The 24,036-nt window shown below is 43.8% G+C and carries 21 protein-coding genes and 1 riboswitch; of the genes, 5 read left to right on the top strand and 16 right to left on the bottom strand.

The genetic code is table 11. The features are described from left to right. Positions 1 to 382: 382 nt before the first annotated feature. On the bottom strand, positions 383 to 520 hold the full coding sequence (locus MKY52_RS17405; protein ID WP_341052541.1) for a hypothetical protein: 138 nt from the start codon (positions 518 to 520) through the stop codon (positions 383 to 385). 44 nt (positions 521 to 564) lie between these two features. On the opposite strand from MKY52_RS17405, the gene MKY52_RS17400 reads away from it, so the two are divergent. Continuing rightward, a complete protein-coding gene (locus MKY52_RS17400; protein WP_341052540.1) occupies positions 565 to 729 on the top strand; it encodes a hypothetical protein in 165 nt (54 codons plus the stop codon). Between the two features lie 74 nt (positions 730 to 803). On the opposite strand, the gene pgmB is transcribed toward MKY52_RS17400, so the two are convergent. The 3 genes from pgmB to MKY52_RS17385 are packed head-to-tail and all read right to left on the bottom strand — an operon-like array spanning position 804 to position 6,057. Next, positions 804 to 1,439 carry a beta-phosphoglucomutase gene (gene pgmB / locus MKY52_RS17395; protein WP_076300843.1) on the bottom strand — a complete coding sequence of 212 codons (636 nt, stop codon included), beginning with the start codon at positions 1,437 to 1,439 and terminating at the stop codon, positions 804 to 806. 32 nt (positions 1,440 to 1,471) lie between these two features. Further along, entirely contained in the window at positions 1,472 to 3,754 is a 2,283-nt protein-coding gene (locus MKY52_RS17390; RefSeq protein WP_341052536.1) for a glycosyl hydrolase family 65 protein, read from the bottom strand. Next, on the bottom strand, positions 3,751 to 6,057 hold the full coding sequence (locus tag MKY52_RS17385; RefSeq protein ID WP_341052533.1) for a glycoside hydrolase family 65 protein: 2,307 nt from the start codon (positions 6,055 to 6,057) through the stop codon (positions 3,751 to 3,753). Before MKY52_RS17385 ends, MKY52_RS17390 begins: the two co-directional genes overlap by 4 nt. 420 nt (positions 6,058 to 6,477) lie before the next feature. Between MKY52_RS17385 and MKY52_RS17380 the strand changes: the two genes are divergently transcribed. Further along, positions 6,478 to 7,203, top strand: coding sequence for a Crp/Fnr family transcriptional regulator (locus MKY52_RS17380; protein ID WP_042129903.1), 726 nt, complete (start codon positions 6,478 to 6,480; stop codon positions 7,201 to 7,203). 272 nt (positions 7,204 to 7,475) lie between these two features. Here the strand turns inward: MKY52_RS17380 and MKY52_RS17375 are convergent, their stop codons facing one another. The 9 genes from MKY52_RS17375 to MKY52_RS17335 form a co-directional block, all read right to left on the bottom strand. After that, on the bottom strand, positions 7,476 to 8,267 hold the full coding sequence (locus MKY52_RS17375) for a formate/nitrite transporter family protein (RefSeq protein WP_341052530.1): 792 nt from the start codon (positions 8,265 to 8,267) through the stop codon (positions 7,476 to 7,478). A 52-nt stretch (positions 8,268 to 8,319) separates the two neighbouring features. Then, entirely contained in the window at positions 8,320 to 8,640 is a 321-nt protein-coding gene (locus tag MKY52_RS17370; RefSeq protein WP_042190549.1) for a nitrite reductase (NAD(P)H) small subunit, read from the bottom strand. A 33-nt stretch (positions 8,641 to 8,673) separates the two neighbouring features. Next, on the bottom strand, positions 8,674 to 11,097 hold the full coding sequence (gene nirB, locus MKY52_RS17365; protein WP_341052527.1) for a nitrite reductase large subunit NirB: 2,424 nt from the start codon (positions 11,095 to 11,097) through the stop codon (positions 8,674 to 8,676). Between the two features lie 218 nt (positions 11,098 to 11,315). Continuing rightward, entirely contained in the window at positions 11,316 to 12,026 is a 711-nt protein-coding gene (locus MKY52_RS17360) for a hypothetical protein (RefSeq protein ID WP_341052524.1), read from the bottom strand. 407 nt (positions 12,027 to 12,433) lie between these two features. Beyond that, positions 12,434 to 13,183: an iron-sulfur cluster repair di-iron protein gene (gene ric, locus MKY52_RS17355; RefSeq protein ID WP_076284448.1), complete on the bottom strand. Its 750-nt coding sequence runs from the start codon at positions 13,181 to 13,183 to the stop codon at positions 12,434 to 12,436. A 199-nt stretch (positions 13,184 to 13,382) separates the two neighbouring features. Further along, positions 13,383 to 14,114: a hypothetical protein gene (locus MKY52_RS17350; RefSeq protein ID WP_341052522.1), complete on the bottom strand. Its 732-nt coding sequence runs from the start codon at positions 14,112 to 14,114 to the stop codon at positions 13,383 to 13,385. Positions 14,115 to 14,364: 250 nt separating this feature from the next. Continuing rightward, entirely contained in the window at positions 14,365 to 14,682 is a 318-nt protein-coding gene (locus MKY52_RS17345; protein WP_042129916.1) for a winged helix-turn-helix transcriptional regulator, read from the bottom strand. A gap of 124 nt (positions 14,683 to 14,806) precedes the next feature. Further along, positions 14,807 to 15,130, bottom strand: coding sequence for a hypothetical protein (locus tag MKY52_RS17340; RefSeq protein WP_042190561.1), 324 nt, complete (start codon positions 15,128 to 15,130; stop codon positions 14,807 to 14,809). A gap of 25 nt (positions 15,131 to 15,155) precedes the next feature. Next, positions 15,156 to 16,091, bottom strand: a complete 936-nt coding sequence (locus tag MKY52_RS17335; RefSeq protein WP_149646721.1) for a Gfo/Idh/MocA family protein — start codon at positions 16,089 to 16,091, stop codon at positions 15,156 to 15,158. Positions 16,092 to 16,256: 165 nt separating this feature from the next. Here MKY52_RS17335 and MKY52_RS17330 point away from each other — a divergent pair, with 165 nt between their 5' ends. After that, the gene (locus MKY52_RS17330) at positions 16,257 to 16,877 is read left to right on the top strand and encodes a TVP38/TMEM64 family protein (RefSeq protein WP_341052520.1); all 621 of its coding nucleotides are present in this window, start codon (positions 16,257 to 16,259) and stop codon (positions 16,875 to 16,877) included. Positions 16,878 to 16,976: 99 nt separating this feature from the next. Next, a complete protein-coding gene (gene msrA, locus MKY52_RS17325) occupies positions 16,977 to 17,963 on the top strand; it encodes a peptide-methionine (S)-S-oxide reductase MsrA (RefSeq protein WP_341052519.1) in 987 nt (328 codons plus the stop codon). Between the two features lie 174 nt (positions 17,964 to 18,137). On the opposite strand, the gene MKY52_RS17320 is transcribed toward msrA, so the two are convergent. Then, on the bottom strand, positions 18,138 to 19,268 hold the full coding sequence (locus MKY52_RS17320; RefSeq protein ID WP_341052515.1) for a DUF4349 domain-containing protein: 1,131 nt from the start codon (positions 19,266 to 19,268) through the stop codon (positions 18,138 to 18,140). Positions 19,269 to 19,760: 492 nt separating this feature from the next. On the opposite strand from MKY52_RS17320, the gene MKY52_RS17315 reads away from it, so the two are divergent. Next, positions 19,761 to 19,913 carry a DUF1540 domain-containing protein gene (locus MKY52_RS17315; protein WP_076120659.1) on the top strand — a complete coding sequence of 51 codons (153 nt, stop codon included), beginning with the start codon at positions 19,761 to 19,763 and terminating at the stop codon, positions 19,911 to 19,913. Between the two features lie 138 nt (positions 19,914 to 20,051). On the opposite strand, the gene metE is transcribed toward MKY52_RS17315, so the two are convergent. Next, positions 20,052 to 22,373: a 5-methyltetrahydropteroyltriglutamate--homocysteine S-methyltransferase gene (gene metE, locus MKY52_RS17310; protein ID WP_445670997.1), complete on the bottom strand. Its 2,322-nt coding sequence runs from the start codon at positions 22,371 to 22,373 to the stop codon at positions 20,052 to 20,054. A 133-nt stretch (positions 22,374 to 22,506) separates the two neighbouring features. Next, a riboswitch (cobalamin riboswitch) is annotated at positions 22,507 to 22,712 on the bottom strand. A gap of 454 nt (positions 22,713 to 23,166) precedes the next feature. Beyond that, entirely contained in the window at positions 23,167 to 24,027 is an 861-nt protein-coding gene (locus MKY52_RS17305) for an undecaprenyl-diphosphate phosphatase (protein WP_042190575.1), read from the bottom strand. Positions 24,028 to 24,036: the final 9 nt, after the last annotated feature.

The raw sequence follows: 24,036 nt of genomic DNA, 5'->3' as shown, positions 1-24,036 counted from the left end.
TTCAATAACTATATCAAAGAGATAAACGCTTACATATGTTCATTTTAAAGTTTTTTATGGTCATTTGTATGTAGTTTTTTTCTGTTGTGCGGATTTGAATGAGAGGGAATCATGGTGTCATTACGAGGAAACTTTGGACTTACGGCCGCTGTTGTCTCCAGATTTTCTGATTTATACCGCCACTGGCGGATAAAATCCGGAGACAAAGGCGGACGCTTTCGCTCCTCCAGTTCCAAAATTCCTCTCCATGACCTTCTTCCCTCTCAAAAAAACCGAAAACAGAAAAAAGGGAGGGCGGGCAGGGACCACTGCGTGGGGCTTTGGGGGACACTTATAACTGGTCATTTCTTGGAAGGATTATGAGGGTACGGTGATATAGACGTCACTTCGTGGAGCGTTTGGGCTTACGATCGCTGTTATCCTCAGATTTCCTGATTTTATACCGCTTGGCGGTAGAAATCCGAGGATAAAGGCGACCACTTCGTTTCTTCAGCTCCAAACCTCCACTTCGCAACTCCATCAACGGAACTCCTAAAAACCGAAAACAGAAAAAAGGGAGGGAGAGTGAAGGCCACTGCGTGGGGCTATGAGAGGTATTATTCTCCTCTGTTTTACACTGTTGTGGGCTTCACATTTGTTGAGCTTTTGGATGAGCGATTGGATTACCCAATGAGCGACATTACTACTTGGTGTGCGCAGTTGTACTTGATAGCTGAATACACAGCGTGAGCACAGGAATTTAAAGCAAAAAAAGACCGACCCCACAGTAGCATCAGCTACTTTGGAGTCGGTCACCTTTTTATTTAACTCAACAACTCATACAATCCTTTTACAACCATATCGGCTTCCTTCAGTACTTCCGGCTTACCTATACCTACTACCTTCATACCTGCAGCCTTACCTGCTTGAACGCCCGCTTCCGCATCCTCAAACACGACACATTCGTCCGGCTGTAAGCCTAGCTCCTGACCAGCGATCAAGAATACCTCCGGGTCCGGTTTGGCAAGTGACACTTTGTTACCGTCAACTACGGCATCGAACAGATCCGTAATGTTCAGCTTATTCAAAATAAACTCTGCATTCTTACTAGCTGAACCTAACGCAATTCCAATCCCGCGCGTCCTCAGTCCAGTTAAGTATTCTTTGACCCCAGGAAGCAGTTCCGACTCCTCAAGCTTAGAGATGTACTCTACATATAGGCGATTCTTCTTCTCCGCCATCGCAAGCTTCTCCGCTTCTTCAAATTGTAGGCCACCAACTTCCAGAAGAATATCGAGCGATCTCATCCGGCTCACGCCCTTAAGACGTTCGTTATCCTCCTCTGTAAATGTAAAGCCTAGCTCGTCAGCAAGACTCGCCCAAGCCAAATAATGATATTTGGCCGTATCTACGATAACGCCGTCCAGATCGAAAATGGCACCCTTCATATTTTGCAACATGGATTTACTTCCTCTCCGTTGTTAGTTAATGTCTATACTGTTGCTTCAGCCAAGGTTAGCCGCAAGCTCTCACCTGCACCACAGGACTTTCCTTCTCCCCCTTGTACCGAGAACACCAGAGTCCCGCTGTAGTCAGCTGCTGTGGTAACTGTAACTTCATCCTTGCTGATCCGCAGTTTAAAGGTATCTCCCCGAAGCGTAACCGGAAGCTCAACAGACTGCCAATGTTTAGGCAGTGAAGGTTTGATATGGACAGTTTCCCCATCATAATCCAACCCTGCAAAACCAAGCACCGCAGCCATCCAAGCACCACCGTTAGCGGCTGGGTGGGTACCACCGATATAAAGATCGCCTACGTACTGCTTAGATTCTCCCGTGAGATCAACAGTAGCCGTGCGCATAAAATATGGATATCCCCAATCCGGCGAACCAATATCGGCAGCTACCAAAGCGTAGATACAAGGACTAAGACTTGACCCATGCTCGGTGCGCGGTTCGTAGAATTCCCAGTTCGCTTGTTTCACTTCCTTGGTGAAGGAATGTTTGAATAGATTTAACATCAATACGACATCCGCTTGCTTCAGTATTGTTGTGGTTGTGGCTAATCCATTACCGCCACCCAAATACTCATTTTTGTTAAGTACACGGGATTTCAAATCTGGCAGCCTAACATCTTCTAAGGTGAAGTAACGGTCGAATTGTTCGATGACAAGACTGGCAGGGTCTGGCTGCGGAACATAGAAGCTATCCAGCATAGCTTTGAACTCTGTCAGAAACGGACCTTCGCTAAACTCTGTAGAGAGTTGATTGTACACTTCCGGATACTTATCTTGCAGCAATTCTGCTGTGCGCAAGGCAATCTCCAGTGTCTCCTTAACCAGAGCATTCGTAAAAGCATTATTGTTCACACGCTCATGATATTCGTCTGGACCTGTTACATCTAGAATCTCGAAGCGTTCTTTTACTGAATTATAGTAAGCATAAGAGTAGAAGAACCGGGCACATTCCCAGATCACTTCCGCCCCTCCGCTAGTCAGCAGACTCTCGTCACCTGTAAATTGAACGTATTTCCAGATCCCATGTACAACATCCCCACTGATATGAACCTGCTTATCGCGGAAATAAGTCCGCATTGGTCGACCGGTAAATACATCATTCACATTAAACAGAGTACAAGCATCGTCTCCTGTATCCTGACTTTCCCAAGCATAGAATGCTCCCAAAAAACCATATTCCGCGGCCTTCCGGCGAGCTCCGTCCAAGGTATGAATCCGGTACATCATCAGGTTGCGAGCAACCGTTGGATCAGTATGCAGGAAGAAAGGCAGCATAAACATCTCCGTATCCCAGAATACGGCCCCTTTATAGACCTGACCCGATAAACCTCGAGCCGGGATAGAAACCTTTTCCGAAACTGTAGGTGCAATAATTAACAGCTGATAAATACTGTATCTTAGAGCAAACTGGGCATCCTCATCACCTTCGATAATGACATCGCTAAGTGACCATCTTTCTTCCCACTGCTGGCGATGAGCCTGTAATAACTCGTCATAACCGAGCGATTCAGCAGCTAGGACAGACTTTACTGCTTCTGACTCCGGTACACTAACATCAAGTCCAGTATATACCGCAACGTACTTAAACCATTCATAGGTCTCACCCGCACGCGCTTCAAAAGAAATCCGGCGAATACTAGCGCCCACATCCAGTTGCTGATCTCCGAAATTAAATACGGCTCTCTCCGCCACAACTACCGGAATGTTCAATTCTCCACTAGTGGAGGAAGAGACTAGTACCTCACCCTGTGACTGTACTTTTTGACCATAGAGGTGGGGACCATTGATATCCCATACATCTACGTCAATCCCGGTCTCAATCACAATTTGGCAGTCCTGTGTACTATGGATAGAGTATTTACTAACGAGCAGGTGAAGATTGTCCCGGCTTACGAAACGATCTGCTGTAAATGTCAACATCCTACCATCAGATAGAATATAGCCAGTGCTCCGATGATGAATGGCACTACGAATATTCAGCTCCTGAACATGAGAGCTCGGTTCACGCTCTAGCACACTTAAAGGTTGACCGTTGCAGACAATCTTGGTCCATAATCCATTTGGAGCATTGACAGGTTCTCTCCACTTATCTCCCGCTTTGTCATATAGACCAGCTAAAGTTACGGCAACCAACTCAGTTTTACCGAATTCCTCAAGAGTCCCGCGATACCCCATATAGCCATTGCCTAACATATATTTGTTCCCGTTCGTCGTCACCAGTTGCTTGTCAAAACAGCTATCCCTAACCGCCCAGCTCATCGAGCCAACATCCCTTCACCTAGCGGAAGCGTCGTCCCGGATGCGTCCACCGTAATTGACTGCCCATACACTATAATATCAGTGCTACCCCCATTAATTGCGGTTAGCGTTACTGAAGTCTTGTTGACCAAAATACGTAGTAATACCCCTTCATACATCACTTGGAAGCTATACTCGTTCCAGCGCTCAGGCAATGAAGGCTGGAAGGACAAACGATCCCCATCTGAACGCATACCTCCAAAGCCATACACAATATTCATCCAAGCGGCTGCAATCGAAGTCGTGTGCAATCCTTCGCGTGTGTTACGGTTGTAATTGTCTAAATCCAGTCTTGTCGCAAATTCAAAGAACGAATAGGCTTCTTCTGGCTTGCAGATTTCGCTTGCCAGTATCGAATGGATCGAAGGTGAAAGTGAAGACTCATGAATACATCTAGACTCGTAATATTCATAGTTAGCCAGCTTCGCTTCTTTAGAGAATTGTCCATTATATAAGAACATAAACATGAGAACATCCGGTTGCTTAATCATGTCATAACGGTACAATCGATCATACGACCAGTTCGAGTAGAGCGGAAACTCTGTTACAGGAATGGAATGAATATCAATATGTGGCATATCGAAGAATCCATCATGCTCCTCAAATACTCCTGTCACTTCGTCAACCGGAATCTTCATATTGTCTGCTTTATTTTTCCAATCGGTAAGTTCTTCGTCATGAAGCCCCGTCTTTTCCGCAACCAATGCAAAAGCCTCTGGTGCCTGTTTTTTCATTTCACTCAGGGTGTCACGGGTGTATTCAAATGATTTTTGGGCCATCAAATTAATATAGCAGTTATTATTCACCATCAATTGGAACTCATCAGGACCCATTACGCCAAAATATCCATATTTCCCACTCTGTTGACCCCATTGACCGCGTGTAGCATAGAATCTACTGATCTGAATCAGCATTTCAGCACCTTTACTGTGCAGGAATTCTTTATCCCCAGTATTTTTAACATAATGCCAGATACCATAGGAAATAGCAGTCCCTACATGAAGCTGAAGATTCGAATGCTGCCAGAGATCACAGCTTTCAGTTCCGTCTATTGTAGCAATAGGGTAGCAAGCGCCATCGCAATCAACATCTTTAGCACGTTGCATAGCCTGAGGTAATGTCTTATATCTAAAGTCCAGTAAACTCCGTGCAGCCTTAGGATTATTAAACATATAGAATGGTAAGCAATACGACTCTGTATCCCAAAACGCCAAACCACGATACACTTCTCCCGTCAATCCTTTAGCGCCGATGTTGAACCCAGGATGATCACCATGATAAGTCTGATAAAGCTGGAAAATGCAAAAACGAATGCCCTGCTGATTCTCAGGATCGCCCTCGATCCGAATATCACTTGTCTCCCAGATTCCATTCCAATATGCCGTCTGATCCGCGAATATTTGAGTATCGCTCAGTTGGCTTGCACTTTCAGCAAGAGCTATCCCCTTGCTCCACAGCTCTTCAGCTGTATGGGCAGATTCACTATCCGAACAGTTGATAACCAGCTTTGTAAAATGGGTCGCTTTTCCCTGAGCAAGATCCATAGTAAAGCTTTGTCCAATAAATTTATCATATTCAACTCGCGTAAGCTGAAGCGGCTGTGAAGATTGTAACGAAAAGCTAGAGAATAGCTTGTTAGCTGTATTCACTGTTCTCGCCATAATAGCTGTGGTAGATCCTTGTTCTCCACTGCGGAGACTACTCCACATACATTCGCCGCGTTCCTCATGAATAATGCTGAAATCAAGACCTGCACAAATGTCCACGCTGCCCGAGAAATTAAGGGGCTCAAATTCCACCCGTTGTAGTCCCAGATGAGACATCGTCATACTTACCAAGCGTGTAAAGACAACTTTTAAGCTTTTCCCATCATCTAGGTGCCAGATTAGCTCCCGCCGATAGGTCCCACTACGAAGATCCAGTTTGCGCACATAATCCGATATTTTACTTTTTGCCAGATCAAGCTTTTCACCATTCACAGTGATCCGCGTATACAGCCAGTCCACCGCATTTACCATATATCTCAGCGAGCGAATAATCCCTTTATAATGATTGCCAATGTCCAATTGTTCATTTAGCCCGTTGAAATAACTGCCTTGCAGGGAATCCCCAGAGTAACCTTCCTCAGCATACCCCCGCACACCCATATACTCATTTCCCAGTGAAAAAATAGATTCCGAGGTCCGATTTCGTTCTGGATCAAAGCCCTCTTCAATAATTGCCCAAGGATCTACCTTAAGATATTTGTCTGCCACTTTAGCCATGTATGATTTCCCCTTCTCCTGGTTTTTGCTCCATTCTCAGGATATCGTTCCATACCCGTTGCGCCAATGTCTGACCTTAATGAAGATGTGTGCATTTATACGGAGTTGAAATCGAACGGATTTCTATATCATGAATTTTTGCAGTATAATATGTAGAATCTAATAAGAACAAAAAAAAAACAGCAACAGACCCATTATTTGAGAATAATGGATTGCCACTGCTGATATATAAAGAACATATACTTCTTACTCCTTTTTAGTTAAAAATCATATTACATCTAGCACTTTTGAAGTGAAAATAATCACAATGTTGAAAATTCGACACTTTTAAATGGTTTTTCTTAACCAAATCGAAGATTTTAGAGGTATAATTAATTTAAAATTTACTGAAAAACTGAGGGAATAAAGGGGATGTCGATTATGCTAAAAGAACATTACAATGTCATCGAAGCCCACGGAAATACAAACTGTTTCTCCGAACAGAATTTCAACAGACTTCTTGTTACTATGAAAGAACGCGTTGTTCCAGAGGGTTCACATCTTTTCTGGGAAGGCGACTACTCGGATAAATTGTTTTATATCAAACGTGGACGTGTGAAATTAACTAAATCAACGGATGAAGGTAAAGAACTTATTCTTTATATGTACCAAGCCGGCGATATGGTAGGTCAAGCGGACCCATTCTTCAGCACCAAACACAGCTTTACTGCAGAAGTGATTGAAGAAAGTGAAGTTGGCGTTATCGAGCAAAAGGATTTAGAAATTCTCATTTGCCAACATTGTGATTTTGCCATCGACTTTATGAAATGGATGGGCATTCATCACCGTCTAACTCAAACGAAATTCCGTGATCTGATGATGTATGGCAAACCAGGCGCACTTTGTTCCACTCTCATTCGACTTGGTAATACTTATGGTGAGAAGAGCAGCGATGGTGAGAACATCCTCATCAACAAAAAAATTACGCATACAGATCTGTCCAACATGATCGGTGCCACTCGTGAGAGTGTAAACCGGATGCTGAGTGACTTGCGTAAAAAAGACGCGGTTGAGTACGAGAACGGTATGATTGTCATCAAGGATCTTGGCATGCTGCAGGAAATTTGCCACTGCGAAATGTGTCCAAACGAGATCTGCCGAATTTAATTCCATTATAATGTACCCTCTATTCTCCTCAATGAAACATACATGACCCAATTATTCTACACATTATAAAATAGAGTGGTCAAAGGCGCCTAACATAGGCGTCTTTTTTTATACCACAAGACAAGCAAAAACGCCTTCGGCGTCCCTAATGGACGGTAAGCGTTTATGCGAGAAATATAAGGATAATTTATAGCGTGAAACTTATACTTTCTTATATTTAGAAAAAGAGCTGAACCCGAAATTGGGTCAGCCCTATAACTATAAATATACTCTTAACGCTTGGTCTGTGTACCACGCACGGGAGAGATCATCCAGTAGGCCATGCCAACGAATACGCCACCACCAATTATATTCCCTAATGTAACGGGTATCATATTGTGCATCCATCCGGCAATTGTAACGGTGTCCGGGTGATTCGGGAGCAATACAGCAACACTCAGCAGCGTCATATTAGCCACACTGTGCTCATATCCACTCGCAATAAAGGCAAACAAACACCACCAGATTAGAACCAGCTTCGCAGTTTCACTTTTAGCGCGTGAGGCCATCCATAGCGCTAGACAGACCAGCCAGTTACATAGAATTCCACGGAAAAATAGCTCCGAAAACGGAAGGCTCATTTTCTTGGCTGCAGCCGCAAAGATCAGATGCTCTGGGGGAGCCGCACTGAATAGTCCAGTTCCTCGAATCAAAAGTGCTAAAATCACTGCCCCTACCACATTCCCTACAAACACAAGCACCCAGTTCTTGACAGTATCCCAGATACTTGTTCTACCAGCTAGTGTACTAACCGTAAAGAACATATTATTTCCGGTAAACAGCTCTGAGCCTGCAAACACAACAAGAGTCAAGGCAATACCGAAGGATGCACCCATAATGAGGGGTTGGAAAGGCGATTTGGCAGCCGCTAGAGGCGCTCCCAGCGAAAATATAAGGATAATCCCAATGCCTACATATGCTCCTGCCAAAAGGGCTGCTAGAAAATATCTTGGTAAACTTTCATTCATTTGGTCTCGCTTGCTGACTGCCGCCTCGACAATGTTTTCCACACTTTGAGTAAACATAGTACTCCACCCCACCGTTTTCTATTTCATCCTTTACTACAAGCTTCGGTGTCTACAAGCTCACTGTCACAATGTCTCCGACAAGGGAGACTGGATAAGTCATAACGATACCTTGATCCGGTGCCTGAACTTCACCCGTACGAAGATCTATTTTCCAATCATACAGTGGATCATAAAGAAAGTGACCCGAAACGATCCCTTCCGCAAGCGGCCCCCCTTTTGGATGAGGGCTCCGATTCTCAAGTGCATAGATCGCTCCGTCAGAGGTACGAAATACAGCCAGCTCCACATTTCCAGCAATCACCACACGGCCAATCTGCAGCAGGAAATCCTGTACTGATCCTATTGGATACGTTTGTGTTGTCTTATTCATTGGTCTCTCCCCTTCTGTGTGCGTTATATCCCGCTAGACTCTTGTTTCTTCAAAAAGCGCAGCACGAGTGCTGCTGTCATTGAGCATTTTTTTCCAAGGATCCGTAACCTGAGTCAGAGCAAAGTCAATCCGTGCGGCCAGCTCTTTGCGGTTATCTTCATTATTCAAAATAACCATTTGAATCTGCTCAAGTCCCATACGCTCAACCCACTCGGAAGTTCTCTCCAAATAATTGCCGGTCTCACGGTAATATTGCATCACAGCGGAGCACACTTCAATCAACTCTTCATCGGTCTTAATTTTGCAGAAGGAGTCTGCGATCCGTGGCTTGATCCCACCGTTACCACCGATAAACACTTCCCAACCACCATCATTTCCAACGATGCCAATATCCTTCGTGCAGGATTCCGCACAGTTACGTGGACAGCCGTTGACAGCTATTTTAAACTTGGCAGGAAAATCAAGACGTTCATACTTACGTTCTATGAGCGCGCCCATTCCCAGCGAATCTTGTGTGCCAAAGCGGCAGAACTGGGAGCCCACACAAGTCTTAACCGTACGCAGGGATTTGGCATAACCGTAGCCGGAAGGCATATCCAGCTCTTCCCATACCTTAGGCAAATCTTCCTTCTTCACACCGATTAGATCCAGGCGTTGCCCTCCAGTTACCTTCACTACTTTCACATCATATTTAAGGGAGACATCGGCGATTTTCTTCAAATCCTCCGGCGTTGTTACCCCACCATACATGCGAGGTATCACGGTGTAGGTTCCATCTTTTTGAATATTCGCACCCATTCTTTCATTTACAAATCGGGATTCTTTCTCATCTTGATGGGTATCAGGGTTCATCATCCCTAGATAATAGTTAATCGCCGGACGACACTTAGAGCAGCCTTCCTCTTGTTTCCAACCGAGTACATTCATGACCTCTTTTGTTGTTTTAAGACCTTTAGCTGTAATTTCAGCAACAATTTCATCACGGCTAAGCGTTGTGCACCCACAAATACCTTGCTTAGCAGCTTGCTGGAAACTGTCACCTAAGACAAATTGCAGGATTTGTTCTACTACGGGTTTACAACCACCACAAGAGCGAGTAGCGCCAGTGCATGCTTTGATCTCATCCACAGTAGTAAAACCATGTTCAGTAACAGCATCTACGATCGCTTTTTTAGTTACACCATTGCAGCCGCAGACAATTTCTTCGTCCGCCATTGCTTCCACGGATGTGCTCTTCTTAGCTCCGCCACCGCAGCAGCCTGTTCCCATAACCTCCGTATAAATCTCATCGGTCATTACTGCGCCTTGTTTTACTAACTTTTGAAGATTCGCAGACTCCGTCACATCACCGAATAAGACCGCACCGACAATCACATTATTTTTGAGCAAAATTTTCTTATAAGTTTTCTTCCATTCATCTTTGCTTGAGATCACAGTGTGTTCAGTAGAATCCAAAAACTCACCTGCAGAAAATACATCCACCCCAGATATTTTAAGCTTCGTGGAAACAATCGAACCTTCATAAGGCTTGGTATCGCTACCACATAAATGTTTAGCTAGAACCATGCCTTGTTCAAATAGTGGAGCCACCAGTCCGTAACACATACCGCGATGCTCAGCACATTCGCCGATGGAATATACATTCTGCATGGAAGTTTGCAAATAATCATCCACCACGATCCCACGATTTACGGAGATTCCGCTATGTTTTGCCAATGTCACGTTCGGTTTGATTCCAACAGCCATTACCACAAAATCTGCAGCAAGCGTACTGCCATCACTAAAACGCAATCCACTTACTCTCTGTTCCCCGCTCAATTCTACCGTTTGTTTGCCCATAGCAAATTTCACGCCTTGACGCTCCAGCTCAGCTTGCAGCATCGAGGAGGCATTCCGATCAAGCTGACGCTCCATCAGATCTTCCATCAAATGAACTACGGTAACATCCATACCAAGGTTCACAAGACCTTTTGCCGCTTCCAACCCAAGCAAACCTCCGCCGATAACAGCTGCTTTGCTGTATTGTTTGGCCGCTGCCAGCATCGCATCACAGTCTGAAATGTCCCGGAATCCTACAACGCCCTCTTTATCACTGCCAGGTACAGGTAAAATAAACGAATTCGAGCCTGTCGCAATAATTACCTTGTCGTAGGGGACTATCATCCCACTATCCGTAACAACTTGCTTCGAGCCTTCATCAATTCGTGTGACCGTTGTTCCCGTGTGTAGAGTTATATTATTGTCTTCATACCAATTCCAGTCGTTTAGGATGATATCATTAAGGCTCTTACTTCCTTCAAGAACATAAGACAACATGATCCGATTGTAATTGGGGTGAGGTTCACTTCCAAAAACCGTGATGTCATAAGCTCCACCCAGCTTCAATATCTGCTCAATCGTACCTATGCCTGCCATACCGTTGCCGACTAATACTAGTTTTTCTCTTATCGTTGTCATGGTTAGGTGCCTCCTCAAGCTTATGAATACCTGATCAATTTCTCTTCTACATATTGGAATTATACGGTTCAAATTCAAGTCGTCATTGTGATTGCAGTCACTTCAATTGTGAATATTTTCACACTTTAGTGTACTGATAATTGTTAGATATCTTTTCCACATAAAAAGCCCGATTAACGATTCTGAACAACCGTTGATCTGGCTTAATGTACGATTTTTTAGCGTAAAGTCAATAAAATCTCCAATTCATCTTGAGCCCTGAGCTTCATATCCATTCCATCATCGAGTAGTTGTTTTCCGTTCACCTTCAGCTTCCATTCTTCATTACTAAGAGGAGTATAATCGTCGACGGAAAGCACCTTTTTATTGTCATCGGCCAAATGTACGCTGCTACAGCTTTTGAGCAAATCTCTTACAGTTAAATCCTCTTTAAATAACATAATATACGTATGATGCAAGTCTACTTCTACACTTCCACCGTTCAAGGTCAGCCTTACAGTTTGAAGTGGTGCTTGATGGTCCTTCGACTTCGCGGTGAAGACTAGCTGTGAATCATACCCTACAGTATTATTCCAATCCGCATTCCCAATGATTTGACCGCCCATCTGAAGCTCCCAAACCATTCCCGCCTCTAGCGAAAAATCCTTTACCGAAACAATGCTTGAGTTATCCTCAGCAAATGTGACAACATTACTACCTTTCAGTAGCTCCATGATCGATATTCCATTTCTATAACTCCCACTAAGTAACCTATCTGATGGTTTAGTAAGCAGTTCATTATCACCAACCCTTATCGATATTGTCGGTCCCTCTGATCCTGCCACACCATTATTAGCATTACTATTGCCGTCATTGTTAGTAGAGCATCCACCTATTATGAATACAATGACTAATCCTAACATCAATTTCCACAAAGATCGCATGGGCATCCTGGCACCGCCTTGTCCCGCCTAATGACCATATAGCGTCTCAGGCTTGTAAAGTTATGTATACTGTCTTTTTAAGGATAACTTAAACAAGCCATGTTCTCAAATAAGTAATAATAAGCTTACTTCTCAGTACCTTTAATTATCTCCCCAATGATATTAAAAATTGGCAAAAAACTTTGAAAGCTAACCTTTATTCCCCTCTTTTTGCTCATTCGGCGCTATCTCGTAGTCCGCGTTTAAGCATCCTTCCGCCAACCTGCCTGCCATCCATCCATCAATCGATCTTACCCATATTTTTCACGATCATTTCTTCTACCTTTTTCAACGGAGTTATCCGCTTTTCTGTACATTCTATAATTCCCTATAAAAAAAGCCCCCTAAGGGACTCTTTAGAACACTATTCATCTTCACTGAAACCTAGGGAACAATATATTATTCTCCAAATGAACGTGTTCAAAAGTCATACTCTCCAGCTCTTCCAGCCGGGCATATGTCAATCGATAGGTAGTGCAAGCATGCGCCGGTGGAGTGAAATCATCTGTTATACTACGTATTTTTCTCAAAATATCGCCCGCACCATCATGCTCACTCTCCAGCTCAGACAATGACTCACGAAGCGATGTCAGGCCTTCTTCACTAGGATTAGCAGCGTATGTCAACAGCTTAGGAAACTCATCTTCTTCTTCTTTAGCCGTATGCTCAAGTAAATCTTCCTTAAGTGTGTTGAACAAGTTATATAACTCCACCAAATGGGGAGAATCTCCGCCATGCACTCGATATACCTTAGTTACATTTTGGCTAATGAGGGGTAGCTCTTCACGAAGATAACGGTGGTGTTTGTTAATAATATGGTCAATTAATTCTTCTGAAGGTGCAGTATTCCAAACGATTTCCTCTTGGGGTACTGGATACTCTTCGAACAGCTTGTTTAGATCGCCAATGATTATCTCGTGATCCAGACCACGCTCAGCAGCTGCTTCAGCAAGAGGTTTAGCTCCACCGCAACAGAAATCAATCCGTTTTGCTTTGAAATAATCTGCCGCTTTAGGGAACTGTAATACAATATCCCTCACTAGTGCATCTGGGGTAAACCCAGCCTGTACCGATTGTGCTTGCTTCGAATCCGAAATACTATCATTAAGTTGTTTAGTTTCCATTATAGCTCCTCCTTGGGTTATGGGATTAGGTTCTGAATAAATCTTATCCACTTCTTCACCTTAACCCTGAAAGGAACTTTGACTTGTGATTGTACGCACGGAAATTGTATCTTATTTTTGAACGAAATTGGAGATTGATGTACATGCAAAGTAAACGCAAAAAGCACCTTTGCCTACAAAGGTGCTTTTTCAACTCACTTTATTGCACATAAGCCTGCATATACGTCCGCTGTCCCTTTGAATCCTTCAAATAAGGTCCTAATCCGGCAAAACGGGAGTGATCCATATAAACACCGGTCATCCATCTGCCTTCCGTCAAGCCACCATTCCATTTAAGGACAAGATCAGGTGCGGAAATCCATTCCTGAAAGACTCGTATATCCTGATCTTTGTATTCTTTACATGGCTTAGACCGCTCAATAAGGTGGAACTCATTAAGATAAGTTGGAACGAAATAAGAGGATATCGTATGCAAATCATCATCGTCAAAAAAAGGCTCGTCGCCTAAAAAGGGTTTGAATAATACGGTATTCTCGTACATGGACCAAATTAAGGCTTGAAGCACCATACTCTGGCGAATGCCGTTATGAAACTTATATTGTCGCCCATGATTCGCCGCATTTACATCCAGTGGAGGTTCCGTGGACTCCAGACAATGCCGTTCACAACCAATACACTTCCAGCCGGTCGGACTTTGAATCCATTTTTGAAAAATAGTCCCACTATCATTGTTTCCTTTGTAGAGTGAAGAGATAATGCTGTAAGGCACGCCAATCCACGCATCCCATAAGGAATCAGGAAGATGGCTATGCAGCATGAACAACGTCTTGTCATAGATGAGCTGTACTTTGATAGAAGCATTCTCTAGCTCAGCAACATCCTTTTTTCCATACGTTATTTCCCGGGAAAACAGGGTCGTCTTCGTCTTCATCTCCCTCGCCTCCTAATAGTTTTGCTATGCCTGTACTCCAGCTGAGTAGATTTGAGCAAAAACCAATACGCGAGCGTTTCCATTCAAGGATCATACAATGTTTTTCTATTATATTACAATTATTTTTAAACTGTGCAAGTTTTTTTCAAGCATAAAGGATTGGAACAAAACTGTCACTGTCTAATATTTAGAAATTGAAAAGCCCCTTCTCCACCATTCCGGAAAAAGGGCCACAACATTACTGTGAATTTTAGTCTACCCAGCTCTCAGCCCAAGACTGAATCTGCTGCATAACAGGCTGCAACGCACGGCCTTTGTCTGTTAATTCGTACTCAATACGTACGGGTGTTTCTGGGTATACATGCCTAACCAGGATACCCTCACCTTCCAAATCCTTCATCCGCTCGGACAGCATCTTATCGCTCATTGAAGGAATGAGGCCGGAGATATCTTTAAAACGCTTCGGTCCACTCATCAATGTCTGAATAATAAGTCCATTCCAACGTTTGCCTAAGAAAGAGAAGGCTGTTTCAAATCTGGGACACATCGCAAATTGATGTTCTTCCATTGTTCTCACCTCTCACTAGCGAAACTTACTATTAGTTAGTATATATAATATTAACACATTTTAACCATGATGAACATCGTTTACCGAAAAAAGTTCATCTGACTCTATTATTATATCCCCAATGTCAATCCCCCATTGGTCCTTTAGATCCCCTTAGAGCAATCGCTTCAGTTACGATTTGTGCCAAGTCATCATTTCCAAAAAGCGAAAGTACACCCAGAACGGTGTCATCAGAAATGTCCCCCGCTTCCTCCGCGGAAACCGTGAGGGCAAGTGCCTGACGCAAGGCTTCATTCCCTTCCTGCTGCGGATAAGCCTGCAAGTATAGAGCATGTGGATCGAGTCCATTATTTACACACCACTGAGCGAATACAAGAATCATCATCTCTTCTTCGCGCTTATAGCTTTCGATGATCTGTTCCTCCACTAATTTACGGTTATCCTCCATATATTCTTCTCCTTTCTCAGAGACCTCATTCAGCAAGCTGTGCCGCCAGCATATGACTAGGCAGAACCGCTGAAGCAGCAATGCTGCATAGCTCCGGTGTATTTATGTTGCTAAGAAAATTATTCACCACTCCACTAAAACCTCTTCTATCGAGTACAGTATCCCAGCTTCCAAAGCCTTGAATATGCGGTAAGGTATCTTTTTCAAAAAGAATGGCTTTTTCTAGATCCACTACTTCCACCGATCTGCCATTTCCGTGCAGCTCAAGCTTCTCCAAATCCACACCAGCTTCACGAACCATACTGTACATCCCAACTGCACTATCTTTCCAGCCTAGCATTCCAGATGCCTGCAGCAGACGACCTTCTCCACTAGAGTGAAGATGACTACGAAGCAGTTCATACTGATCTCCACACAACCACAACAGCAAATCAAGCATATGGATAAGATCATCATGTACGGTTTCGCGGCTGGTGCTTGTCTGTAGCTTCGTTCGATGTTTAATCGCACTGCAATGGCTAATTCCGCCAACTTCTTCAAGCCATTGCTTGGCGGTGACATACATTGGGGCAAAACGGCGATTAAAGCCCACTCCTAGCAAAAGCCCCTTATCTTGTGCTAGCTCTGCCATCCTTCTGGACTCTTCTAGATCATAGGAAAGTGGTTTATCTACATATACCGAAATCCCACGTTCGAGACATTTTGTTACTATATCATAATGAGTAGTTGTTGGGCTATGTACAAATACTGCATCCAGATCCCAAGATAACAGCTCTTCCAGCTTCGTCGTCCCTTTAGGAAAACGGTAGGTATGAACGGCCTGCTCCACCGTTGTCGGTGAATGACTGAGAACACCAACTACCTCGGCATAATCATGCTGAGAGAGCAGTGGTAAATATACTTTGCGGGCTATATTGCCGATTCCTATTATGGCGACTCTTTTACGTTCAGGTACAATCACTGATCCATCCCCCTCTTAACACTTCAATATATCATTCTTTTCTCTTTGTTCTCTACAAATGCTATTATACCTGCTTCTCATTCTCTGACAATTGATCTTTACTTCAATATTTACTTCATATCCCGTATGATGAGATGAATGAGTGGAAGAAGGGGCATATTATCTATGAAGAAATGGTTCTCAATTGTTCTTTATGTTTCGGGTACAATCCTTGCGTTTATCTACAGATATGACATCCTAAGCTGGATGAAAGAGGATCATAATCTTTTCAGTTCTATAGGGGTTGCAACTTTACTGGCCCTGTTTCCAGTTGTCCCTTATAAAGCTGTCATCGGATTCTTCGGTTATGCATACGGAGGTTTAGCGGGAGCCTTGATTTGCTGGTTAGCTACTAATTTGGCTGCCGCAATCCTTTTTGGTATTGTGAAGTACTTGTTTCAAAGCCAAGCGAGAGCTTATTTAGCCTCCATTCCCGCACTCGAAAAGTTCACAGTAGCCATTGAACGGCGACCTTTCGCTTCGATTGTCCTAGCACGACTCATGCCAATCATTCCCCAAACAGCGGTTAACATCTACGCTGGAGCTGCCGGTCTGCCTTTTTGGAGTTATATTGCAGCTTCCGGCATAGGAAAAATACCGGGGATTGCACTATACGCTTTCCTTGGGGATCATCTGTTTCAGGACCCTGTAAGTGCGGTTATTGCCATCATCGCCTATGCCGCTGTGCTAATTATCGCTGGACTGAGCTTGCGTCCGCGCTCTCAAGAAGCGAAGAACAGCCGATAGCGAAAGAACTTATCGGTTACAAACTGGCAGGCAGTTAGTATTTGCTTTATAATTAAATTGTGATCTATTTAATTGCATTATGTGAATGGAGGGATATCAATGAGTGAACATCAGACTAACCATATAAATACCAAGACGGAAAGAGCAACCTTTGCAGGTGGATGCTTCTGGTGCATGGTCTCGCCGTTCGAAGAATTGCCAGGTATCATTAGTGTCGTCTCTGGCTATACCGGCGGTCATACAGTGAACCCAACCTATGAAGAGGTTTGTTCTGAAACGACAGGACATGTTGAAGCTGTACAAATTACGTTCAACCCAGATATTTTCCCTTATAGCAAGTTACTTGAGCTGTTCTGGCAGCAAATTGACCCTACCGACGCAGGTGGACAATTCCATGATCGCGGGACTTCTTACGGAACTGCAATCTTTACCCATTCGGAGGAACAAAAAGAACAAGCAGAAGCTTCCAAGGCAGCTCTGCAAGCAAGCGGTCGGTTCTCTAGTCCGATTGTAACCCCGATTCTCCCGGCAACCACCTTCTATCCTGCCGAAGAATATCATCAAGGCTACCATCATAAGAATCCAGGCCACTACAAACGTTATCGCAAAGGTTCTGGCCGAGAGGATTTTATCGAAACCCACTGGACACATAAAGAGGACAAACAAAGTTTGAAAGAACGTTTAACCCCTCTTCAATATGAAGTCACTCAGAACAGTGCAACAGAATCTCCTTTCCGGAATGATTTTTGGGATCACCATGGAGATGGTATTTATGTAGACATCGTATCTGGCGAACCGTTATTCAGCTCGCAGGATAAATACGATTCCGGTTGCGGCTGGCCAAGCTTTACTCGTCCCATCCGGGACTACGCTGTGAAAGAAAAGACGGATCTCAGTCATTTGATGGTCCGCACTGAAGTGCGCAGCAAAGTAGCGGATTCCCATCTAGGCCATGTCTTTGACGATGGTCCCGGAGAAAACGGTTTACGCTACTGCATAAATTCGGCGGCGCTACGATTTGTACCGAAGGAGGATTTGGAGAAGGAAGGATACGGGGAGTATCGCATACTCTTCCAGCCTGCCTAAACATCAATCCTCAGCACATAAAAAAAAACGGTTGTCGTCCTTTTAGGATGACAACCGTTTTTTTCACTTAATATATAAGAAAGTATAAGTTTCACGTAATACATTATTCTTATATTTCTCACTTAAACGCTTACCGACTTTATAAAGACGCCGAGGGCGTTTATGCTTGTAGGGCTATTCTTTCTTTGAGTCCTCTGAGTCCTTATTAGCCTTCGAATCATCCTCTGAAACTGCCTCCTTAGGCTCTGTTGCCGCAGGGAAGGCTTGCTCTCTGTTTAGCTCCTTATTTCGCTGACGAATTCTCTCAGTCTGCTGCTCCCGACGCTCGCGGATATTTTTACGGGAAACTAATACAATAGCTAAAATAATGGCAGCCCCGATAAGTATCGGTAACGCTCCTGCAAGGATAACGACAATCCACTGAAACATCACAGATAGTGCATTTAAGCTTCCATTTAAAGCATCTGAAGCACGTTCCAGTAATGGCCCTTGCTCCTTCTTCTCTTTGACAGCAATGCTTTCATCCGTCTGATACACTCTCAATTCTACTGTAGAAAAGGATACATTCTGATTGATATAACGCATTCTACCTTTAATCTGTTCAATGCTCTCTTGAATCGAACCAAGCTCGTTCGCGAAGGCGACCAGATCAGTGGATTTCGTTGCTTTTTTCATAAACTCTGTATATTGTGCTTCCATTAGCTGCTTTGCCTTCAAACGTGACTCCAGATCAACATACTCTTCAGAGACATCCTGACCTTGAATGCTGCGCTGTAGAGATTCGTGTTTTACTTGTTCTAATTTATTCAGAAAAGGTGAGAATCCGGAGGCAGGCACCTTAAGGATAAACGTTCCACCTTGCTCGTACTGCGACATATTTTCATTAAACTCAATAATATATCCATTGGCCATGGTTACTAAATTACGTATTTCAGTCTGTGCTTTTCCATAGTCTTCTACTTCCATGTTAAGATTCGCTTTATAGATCAGCTTCTTGTTCAAGCCCGCTACTACATCACTACCAGTAAATCCTGCACTTGCTTGAACTGTATTTTCTGATGTGGAGCCCTTTACAGCCAAGTTCTCGCTGCCAGTTGCTTCTACCTCAGGAGCTGCCGAAGTGCTTTGATTCGCTGTTGAGGCCATCGAGCTCTGCGACTGTACCTCTACTGCTGCGTCGTTACTCGTACTACCATTTTCTTTCGCCGAACTATCTGCCGCTGAATTCCTATCCGCTGAGCCACAACCCGCCAAGACTACCGCAAGAATTAATAAACATAAGTAATGCAGACCCCATTTACGCATTCTCATTCCTCCAAAAATGTAATAGATACCGCTTGCACGGATCATAATATCGTTACGGAATGTCTTGTTCTAAGCAGATCTCTTCCGTCACTCTTTACTAAGACGTTCCAAAACTTGGAAGGTTGCACTGAAAAATGGAATTGCGTACAGTTTCTTATGAATTATGTTCTCTAAATAAAAAAGAGTAGCATTTCTGCAACTCTTTTAGTTTAAGCTATTATACAGAAGCACTGTTGTATACAGGCTGAGAGATTCTTCTAGTCAAACCACTTCTAGTGACATATGGGACAACATATCCATTCGAATAACCCATTTGCTTACACGCACTTTATTTGGTACAATTACCACGTCTAACCACGTAAAAAAATACCAAAAACCCTCTATTCATAATGAATGAGGGCAGAACACGGTTCTGTTCGGACAAGCTCCACCTTGTTGAACAGAGAAGTTTTTTAATAATGCTGTCTATTACAAAAGGGGAGGTGAACCCTCATGGCAAAAGACGTAATTTGCGAAGTTAACTCCTGCACCCACTGGGCAGAAGAGAACAAATGCAGTGCTGATTCTATCTTTGTAGCTTTCCACAGTTCCCAAGAACCTACACGTGCAGAAGAAACAGATTGCAAGACTTTCGAAAGCAAATAAGGTGATGATTTGAAGGGACCCTCCACGGTTCCTTCTTTTCTTTTCTCATTCTATCAAGAATGAGAATTATTATCAAGTGGCTGAAATAAAAAGCCAGGGAGAAATTCCCCGGCTATGATTTATTGTATACCTCTTATGTTATTTGGAAGCACTAACTCCTGCATTTTCTCTTGCAATAGCGGCAGCCTTTACCATGTTACGAAGTGCATCTTCCGTCTCCTGCCAGCCACGTGTCTTAAGACCGCAATCCGGATTAATCCAGAATTGTTCAGGATCAAGCACCCGCAGTGCACGATCAATATTAGCTGTCATCTCTTCTACTGCAGGAACCCGTGGACTATGGATATCATATACACCAAGACCAATTCCTTTATCATACTCCTGCTCCTCAAAGCTAACGATCAGTTCCCCATGGCTACGTGAAGTCTCAATAGAGATAACATCCGCATCCATCGCTGAAATGGAGTCTATCATGTCATTAAATTCGCTATAGCACATGTGGGTATGAATTTGTGTCGTAGCCTTCACATGATTCGTCGCGATACGGAACGACTTCACCGCCCAATTCAAGTATGCCTCATGATCTTCAGCCTTCAAAGGAAGTCCTTCACGGATAGCCGGTTCATCTACTTGAATCATCTCTATGCCTGCATCCTCCAAAGCTTTAACTTCATGACGGAGCGCTAAGGCAATTTGATTCGCTACTGCTTCCCGACTAAGATCATCACGTACGAAAGACCAATTGAGAATTGTAACAGGACCAGTCAACATACCTTTAACAGGAAGGGAAGTTAACGACTGAGCATAGACGCTTTCTTTTACAGTCATAGGCTGGATAAAAGCTATATCCGCATAAATAACTGGCGGCTTAACGCAGCGTGATCCGTAGGATTGAACCCAGCCATTACTAGTAAATAAGTAACCATCCAACTTCTCCCCGAAAAACTCCACCATATCGGTTCTTTCGAACTCACCGTGCACGAGTACATCCAGACCCAGCTTTTCTTGGAAAGTGATTGCATCTGCAATCTGCTCACGAACGAACCCGTCGTAACGCTCTTGATTCCATACACCTTTACGCCATTTCAACCTTGCCTGGCGCACTTCTACGGTCTGTGGAAAGCTTCCGATTGTTGTCGTTGGCAGAAGTGGCAACTGCCACTTCTCCTGCTGCACCTTCAGGCGCTCAGCAAAAGGTAGGCTACGTTGGTCTGGTAAATCTGTAAGTCCGAAAACTTGCTCAGCCACATCCTTACGACCGCGTTCAGGAAGTGCACGGAAGGCTGTAAGGGCTTCGCGACTGGCTGTCAACGCGGCAGCAGCTTCTGCTGTCCCCTCTAAGGCTGCAGCAAGCAGGCCAAGCTCTCTAAGCTTCTCATCAGCAAAAGCTAAAGCAGCCTTAACGGTGGCCTTCAGCTTCACCTCACCCTGAACAGTAACCGGAACATGCAGCAAACTGCAAGAAGGCTGTAGAATAAGACGATCAAGCGGTACATGTACACTCAGCTTCTCGATTAGCTGCAGCTTAGCATCCAGATCCGAGCGCCAGATGTTGCGTCCGTCAATAATACCCGCTCCCAGCCACTTATCCTCAGGCCAGCCAAGACGTTCAATCGATGCCAGGTTCGTCCCGCCATCATGGACAAAATCGAGACCTAAACCTTGTACCGGAAGCTTGAACAGTGCCTCCAGCGGTTCAGCAGCTTCAAAGTAAGTCTGCAGAATAATATTTAATCCAGGCACGGATTCAGCAATTTCTGTGTAAATCGAGTTAAGTAATGATAATTCTGATTCATTAATTCCTGTAACAATCGCTGGCTCATCAATTTGTACCCAGCTTACTCCTTCTTGCTTCAGTTCCTGCAACAGCTGAACGTAAACCGGAAGAAACCGAGCAGCAATCTTCGCAATATCCGCAGATGCAAAACCTTTTGACAACTTAAGGAATGTATAAAGGCCTAAAACCACAGGTTTACCCTCAATTCCCGCTTGGGACTTGGCAAAACGATAAGCTGCCAGTGGTTTATTCTCGGTCAGACGCGGCGTTTGTGCACCGATCTCTGGAACGATGTAATGATAGTTCGTATTGAACCATTTAGTCATCTCGCAAGCGGTAGCCTCAGCATTTCCTCTAGCCATCGCAAAATAAAGATCAAGCCCAATGTCGCCACCATCATACGCATAACGTGGAGGTACGATCCCGAACATTACAGCTGTATCTAGCACATGATCGTAGAACGTAAAATCATTTACCGGAATTAAATCAATTCCTGCCTCCTGCTGAGTCTTCAAATGCTGAAGCTGAATTCCTGTCATTTCAGAACGGAACTCTTCCTCATTTATTTTTCCCGCCCAGAAGGCTTCCAACGTTTTCTTCCACTCGCGGTTTTTCCCGATTCTTGGATAGCCAAGATTGCTTACTTTTACTTTGTTCGTCACTTTGCAGCTCCCCTTCTCCATCTTCTTATTTTGGACTCGATATCACTTGCATTCCTATAAAAAAGAGCGCCCTTCCCTAAAAAAGTCAAAGGGAAAGACGCCCATAATATACCTATGGTTAACGTCTAACACCTTCCTATCCTCCGTAGGTGTAGCAGTGCTGTTGAAACAGGCAGGTCTCCTGGCTAGCGGTGTCAACATCCTTAGCAGTCTTCCCAGCAGTAGTAAATTGCCAGTGACATATGTTGCTATGGACTCTTCCGTTACAGTGGCGGGACCGCATCGGCTTCAAACCGAATTTCCCTATTAAGCCTACCGAATTACTAATTTCCGGCAAGCACCTGTCTCCGATATTGTCAAGCTAAAACGCCTTTGGCGTCCTTTTAAGGACGGTAAGCGTTTATGCGAGAATTATAAGAAAGTATTTCGTGAAACTTTTACTTTCTTATAATTTAATTGCTAAAACGCCTTCAGCGTCCTTTTAAGGACGGTAAGCGTTTATGCGAGAATTATAAGAAAGTATTTCGTGAAACTTTTACTTTCTTATAATTTAATTGCTAAAACGCCTTCAGCGTCCTTTTAAGGACGGTAAGCGTTTATGCGAGAATTATAAGAAAGTATTTCGTGAAACTTTTACTTTCTTATAATTTAATTGCTAAAACGCCTTCAGCGTCCTTTTAAGGACGGTAAGCGTTTATGCGAGAATTATAAGGATAAAGTGAGTGTCTTAAATCTGATGTCATCATACGTGAAAGCCCCCGTCATCTGCAATAGATTACGGGGGCTTTTGTTATATCGATTCCTTATAACGGATTTAGAAAAACACGAAATATACTACTGCAGCAAGTACTATGCGATATATAGCAAATGGTAAAAGCTTAATCCGGTTGATCAATTTCAAGAAGAAACGCATCGATAATAGTGCAAATACAAAGGCACTGATAAAACCTGCAATGAAGAACGGCAGGGCATCGATGGTGAAATATTGCCAGTTCTTCATCAGTGAGAGTAAACTGGCGCCTGCCATGATTGGAACAGCCATAATAAATGTGAAATCAGCAGCAGCGCGATGACTCATACCCAGAAGAACACCACCAGAAATCGTCGACCCGGAACGAGAAAATCCCGGCCACAAGGAGAAGCACTGGACCAGACCAACACCTAGCGCCTGCTTATATGTAATCTGATCGACACTCTCCGTTTGAATCTTCTTTGGTCCGAATAGATCCGCAATAATCATTAATACAGCACCGACTACTAGACCGATTAACACGGTGGATGTAGAGAATAAATGCTCGTCAATATAATCATTAAACAGAACCCCCAGCACGCCTGCTGGCACTAAACCTACAAGCACCTGTGTAAGCTTCAGGTGGCCCCCTTTTTCAAGCTGTGGTTGTTGCTCGGTTACAGGATCCAACTGCTTGCGGCTGAAACGCTTTAAGCCCAGCAATTCAATGAACCGATTTCTAAAAATAACTACAACTGCTAATATTGACCCCAGCTGTATAACCACTTTGAACGTATTGGCCGTATATTGCCCAAATAACTCTGTCGATTTTAACCACATATCATCAACAATAATCATATGACCTGTGGAGGATACCGGAGCAAATTCAGTCAATCCTTCAACAATTCCCAAAATAATAGCTTTAATAATCGTTAATAGCTCCATTTGTTCTCC

It is taken from the genome of Paenibacillus sp. FSL P4-0184 (assembly GCF_038004625.1).
Lineage (GTDB): Bacteria > Bacillota > Bacilli > Paenibacillales > Paenibacillaceae > Paenibacillus_AQ.
The sequence above is the reverse complement of the archived record's forward strand: the minus strand, read 5'-3'. Positions and strand labels throughout refer to the sequence as shown.

Excerpts from the sequence above, each read along its gene's own strand:
- MKY52_RS17345 (WP_042129916.1), bottom strand. The coding sequence starts at position 14,682 with ATGGAAGAACATCAATTTGCGATGTGTCCCAGATTTGAAACAGCCTTC.
- MKY52_RS17320 (WP_341052515.1), bottom strand. The coding sequence starts at position 19,268 with ATGCGTAAATGGGGTCTGCATTACTTATGTTTATTAATTCTTGCGGTA.
- MKY52_RS17375 (WP_341052530.1), bottom strand. The coding sequence starts at position 8,267 with ATGTTTACTCAAAGTGTGGAAAACATTGTCGAGGCGGCAGTCAGCAAG.
- metE (WP_445670997.1), bottom strand. The coding sequence starts at position 22,373 with ATGGAGAAGGGGAGCTGCAAAGTGACGAACAAAGTAAAAGTAAGCAAT.
- MKY52_RS17305 (WP_042190575.1), bottom strand. The coding sequence starts at position 24,027 with ATGGAGCTATTAACGATTATTAAAGCTATTATTTTGGGAATTGTTGAA.
- pgmB (WP_076300843.1), bottom strand. The coding sequence starts at position 1,439 with ATGTTGCAAAATATGAAGGGTGCCATTTTCGATCTGGACGGCGTTATC.
- msrA (WP_341052519.1), top strand. The coding sequence starts at position 16,977 with ATGAGTGAACATCAGACTAACCATATAAATACCAAGACGGAAAGAGCA.
- nirB (WP_341052527.1), bottom strand. The coding sequence starts at position 11,097 with ATGACAACGATAAGAGAAAAACTAGTATTAGTCGGCAACGGTATGGCA.
- ric (WP_076284448.1), bottom strand. The coding sequence starts at position 13,183 with ATGGAAACTAAACAACTTAATGATAGTATTTCGGATTCGAAGCAAGCA.
- MKY52_RS17380 (WP_042129903.1), top strand. The coding sequence starts at position 6,478 with ATGCTAAAAGAACATTACAATGTCATCGAAGCCCACGGAAATACAAAC.
- MKY52_RS17370 (WP_042190549.1), bottom strand. The coding sequence starts at position 8,640 with ATGAATAAGACAACACAAACGTATCCAATAGGATCAGTACAGGATTTC.
- MKY52_RS17340 (WP_042190561.1), bottom strand. The coding sequence starts at position 15,130 with ATGGAGGATAACCGTAAATTAGTGGAGGAACAGATCATCGAAAGCTAT.
- MKY52_RS17405 (WP_341052541.1), bottom strand. The coding sequence starts at position 520 with ATGGAGTTGCGAAGTGGAGGTTTGGAGCTGAAGAAACGAAGTGGTCGC.
- MKY52_RS17330 (WP_341052520.1), top strand. The coding sequence starts at position 16,257 with ATGAAGAAATGGTTCTCAATTGTTCTTTATGTTTCGGGTACAATCCTT.
- MKY52_RS17350 (WP_341052522.1), bottom strand. The coding sequence starts at position 14,114 with ATGAAGACGAAGACGACCCTGTTTTCCCGGGAAATAACGTATGGAAAA.
- MKY52_RS17385 (WP_341052533.1), bottom strand. The coding sequence starts at position 6,057 with ATGGCTAAAGTGGCAGACAAATATCTTAAGGTAGATCCTTGGGCAATT.
- MKY52_RS17390 (WP_341052536.1), bottom strand. The coding sequence starts at position 3,754 with ATGAGCTGGGCGGTTAGGGATAGCTGTTTTGACAAGCAACTGGTGACG.
- MKY52_RS17315 (WP_076120659.1), top strand. The coding sequence starts at position 19,761 with ATGGCAAAAGACGTAATTTGCGAAGTTAACTCCTGCACCCACTGGGCA.
- MKY52_RS17360 (WP_341052524.1), bottom strand. The coding sequence starts at position 12,026 with ATGCCCATGCGATCTTTGTGGAAATTGATGTTAGGATTAGTCATTGTA.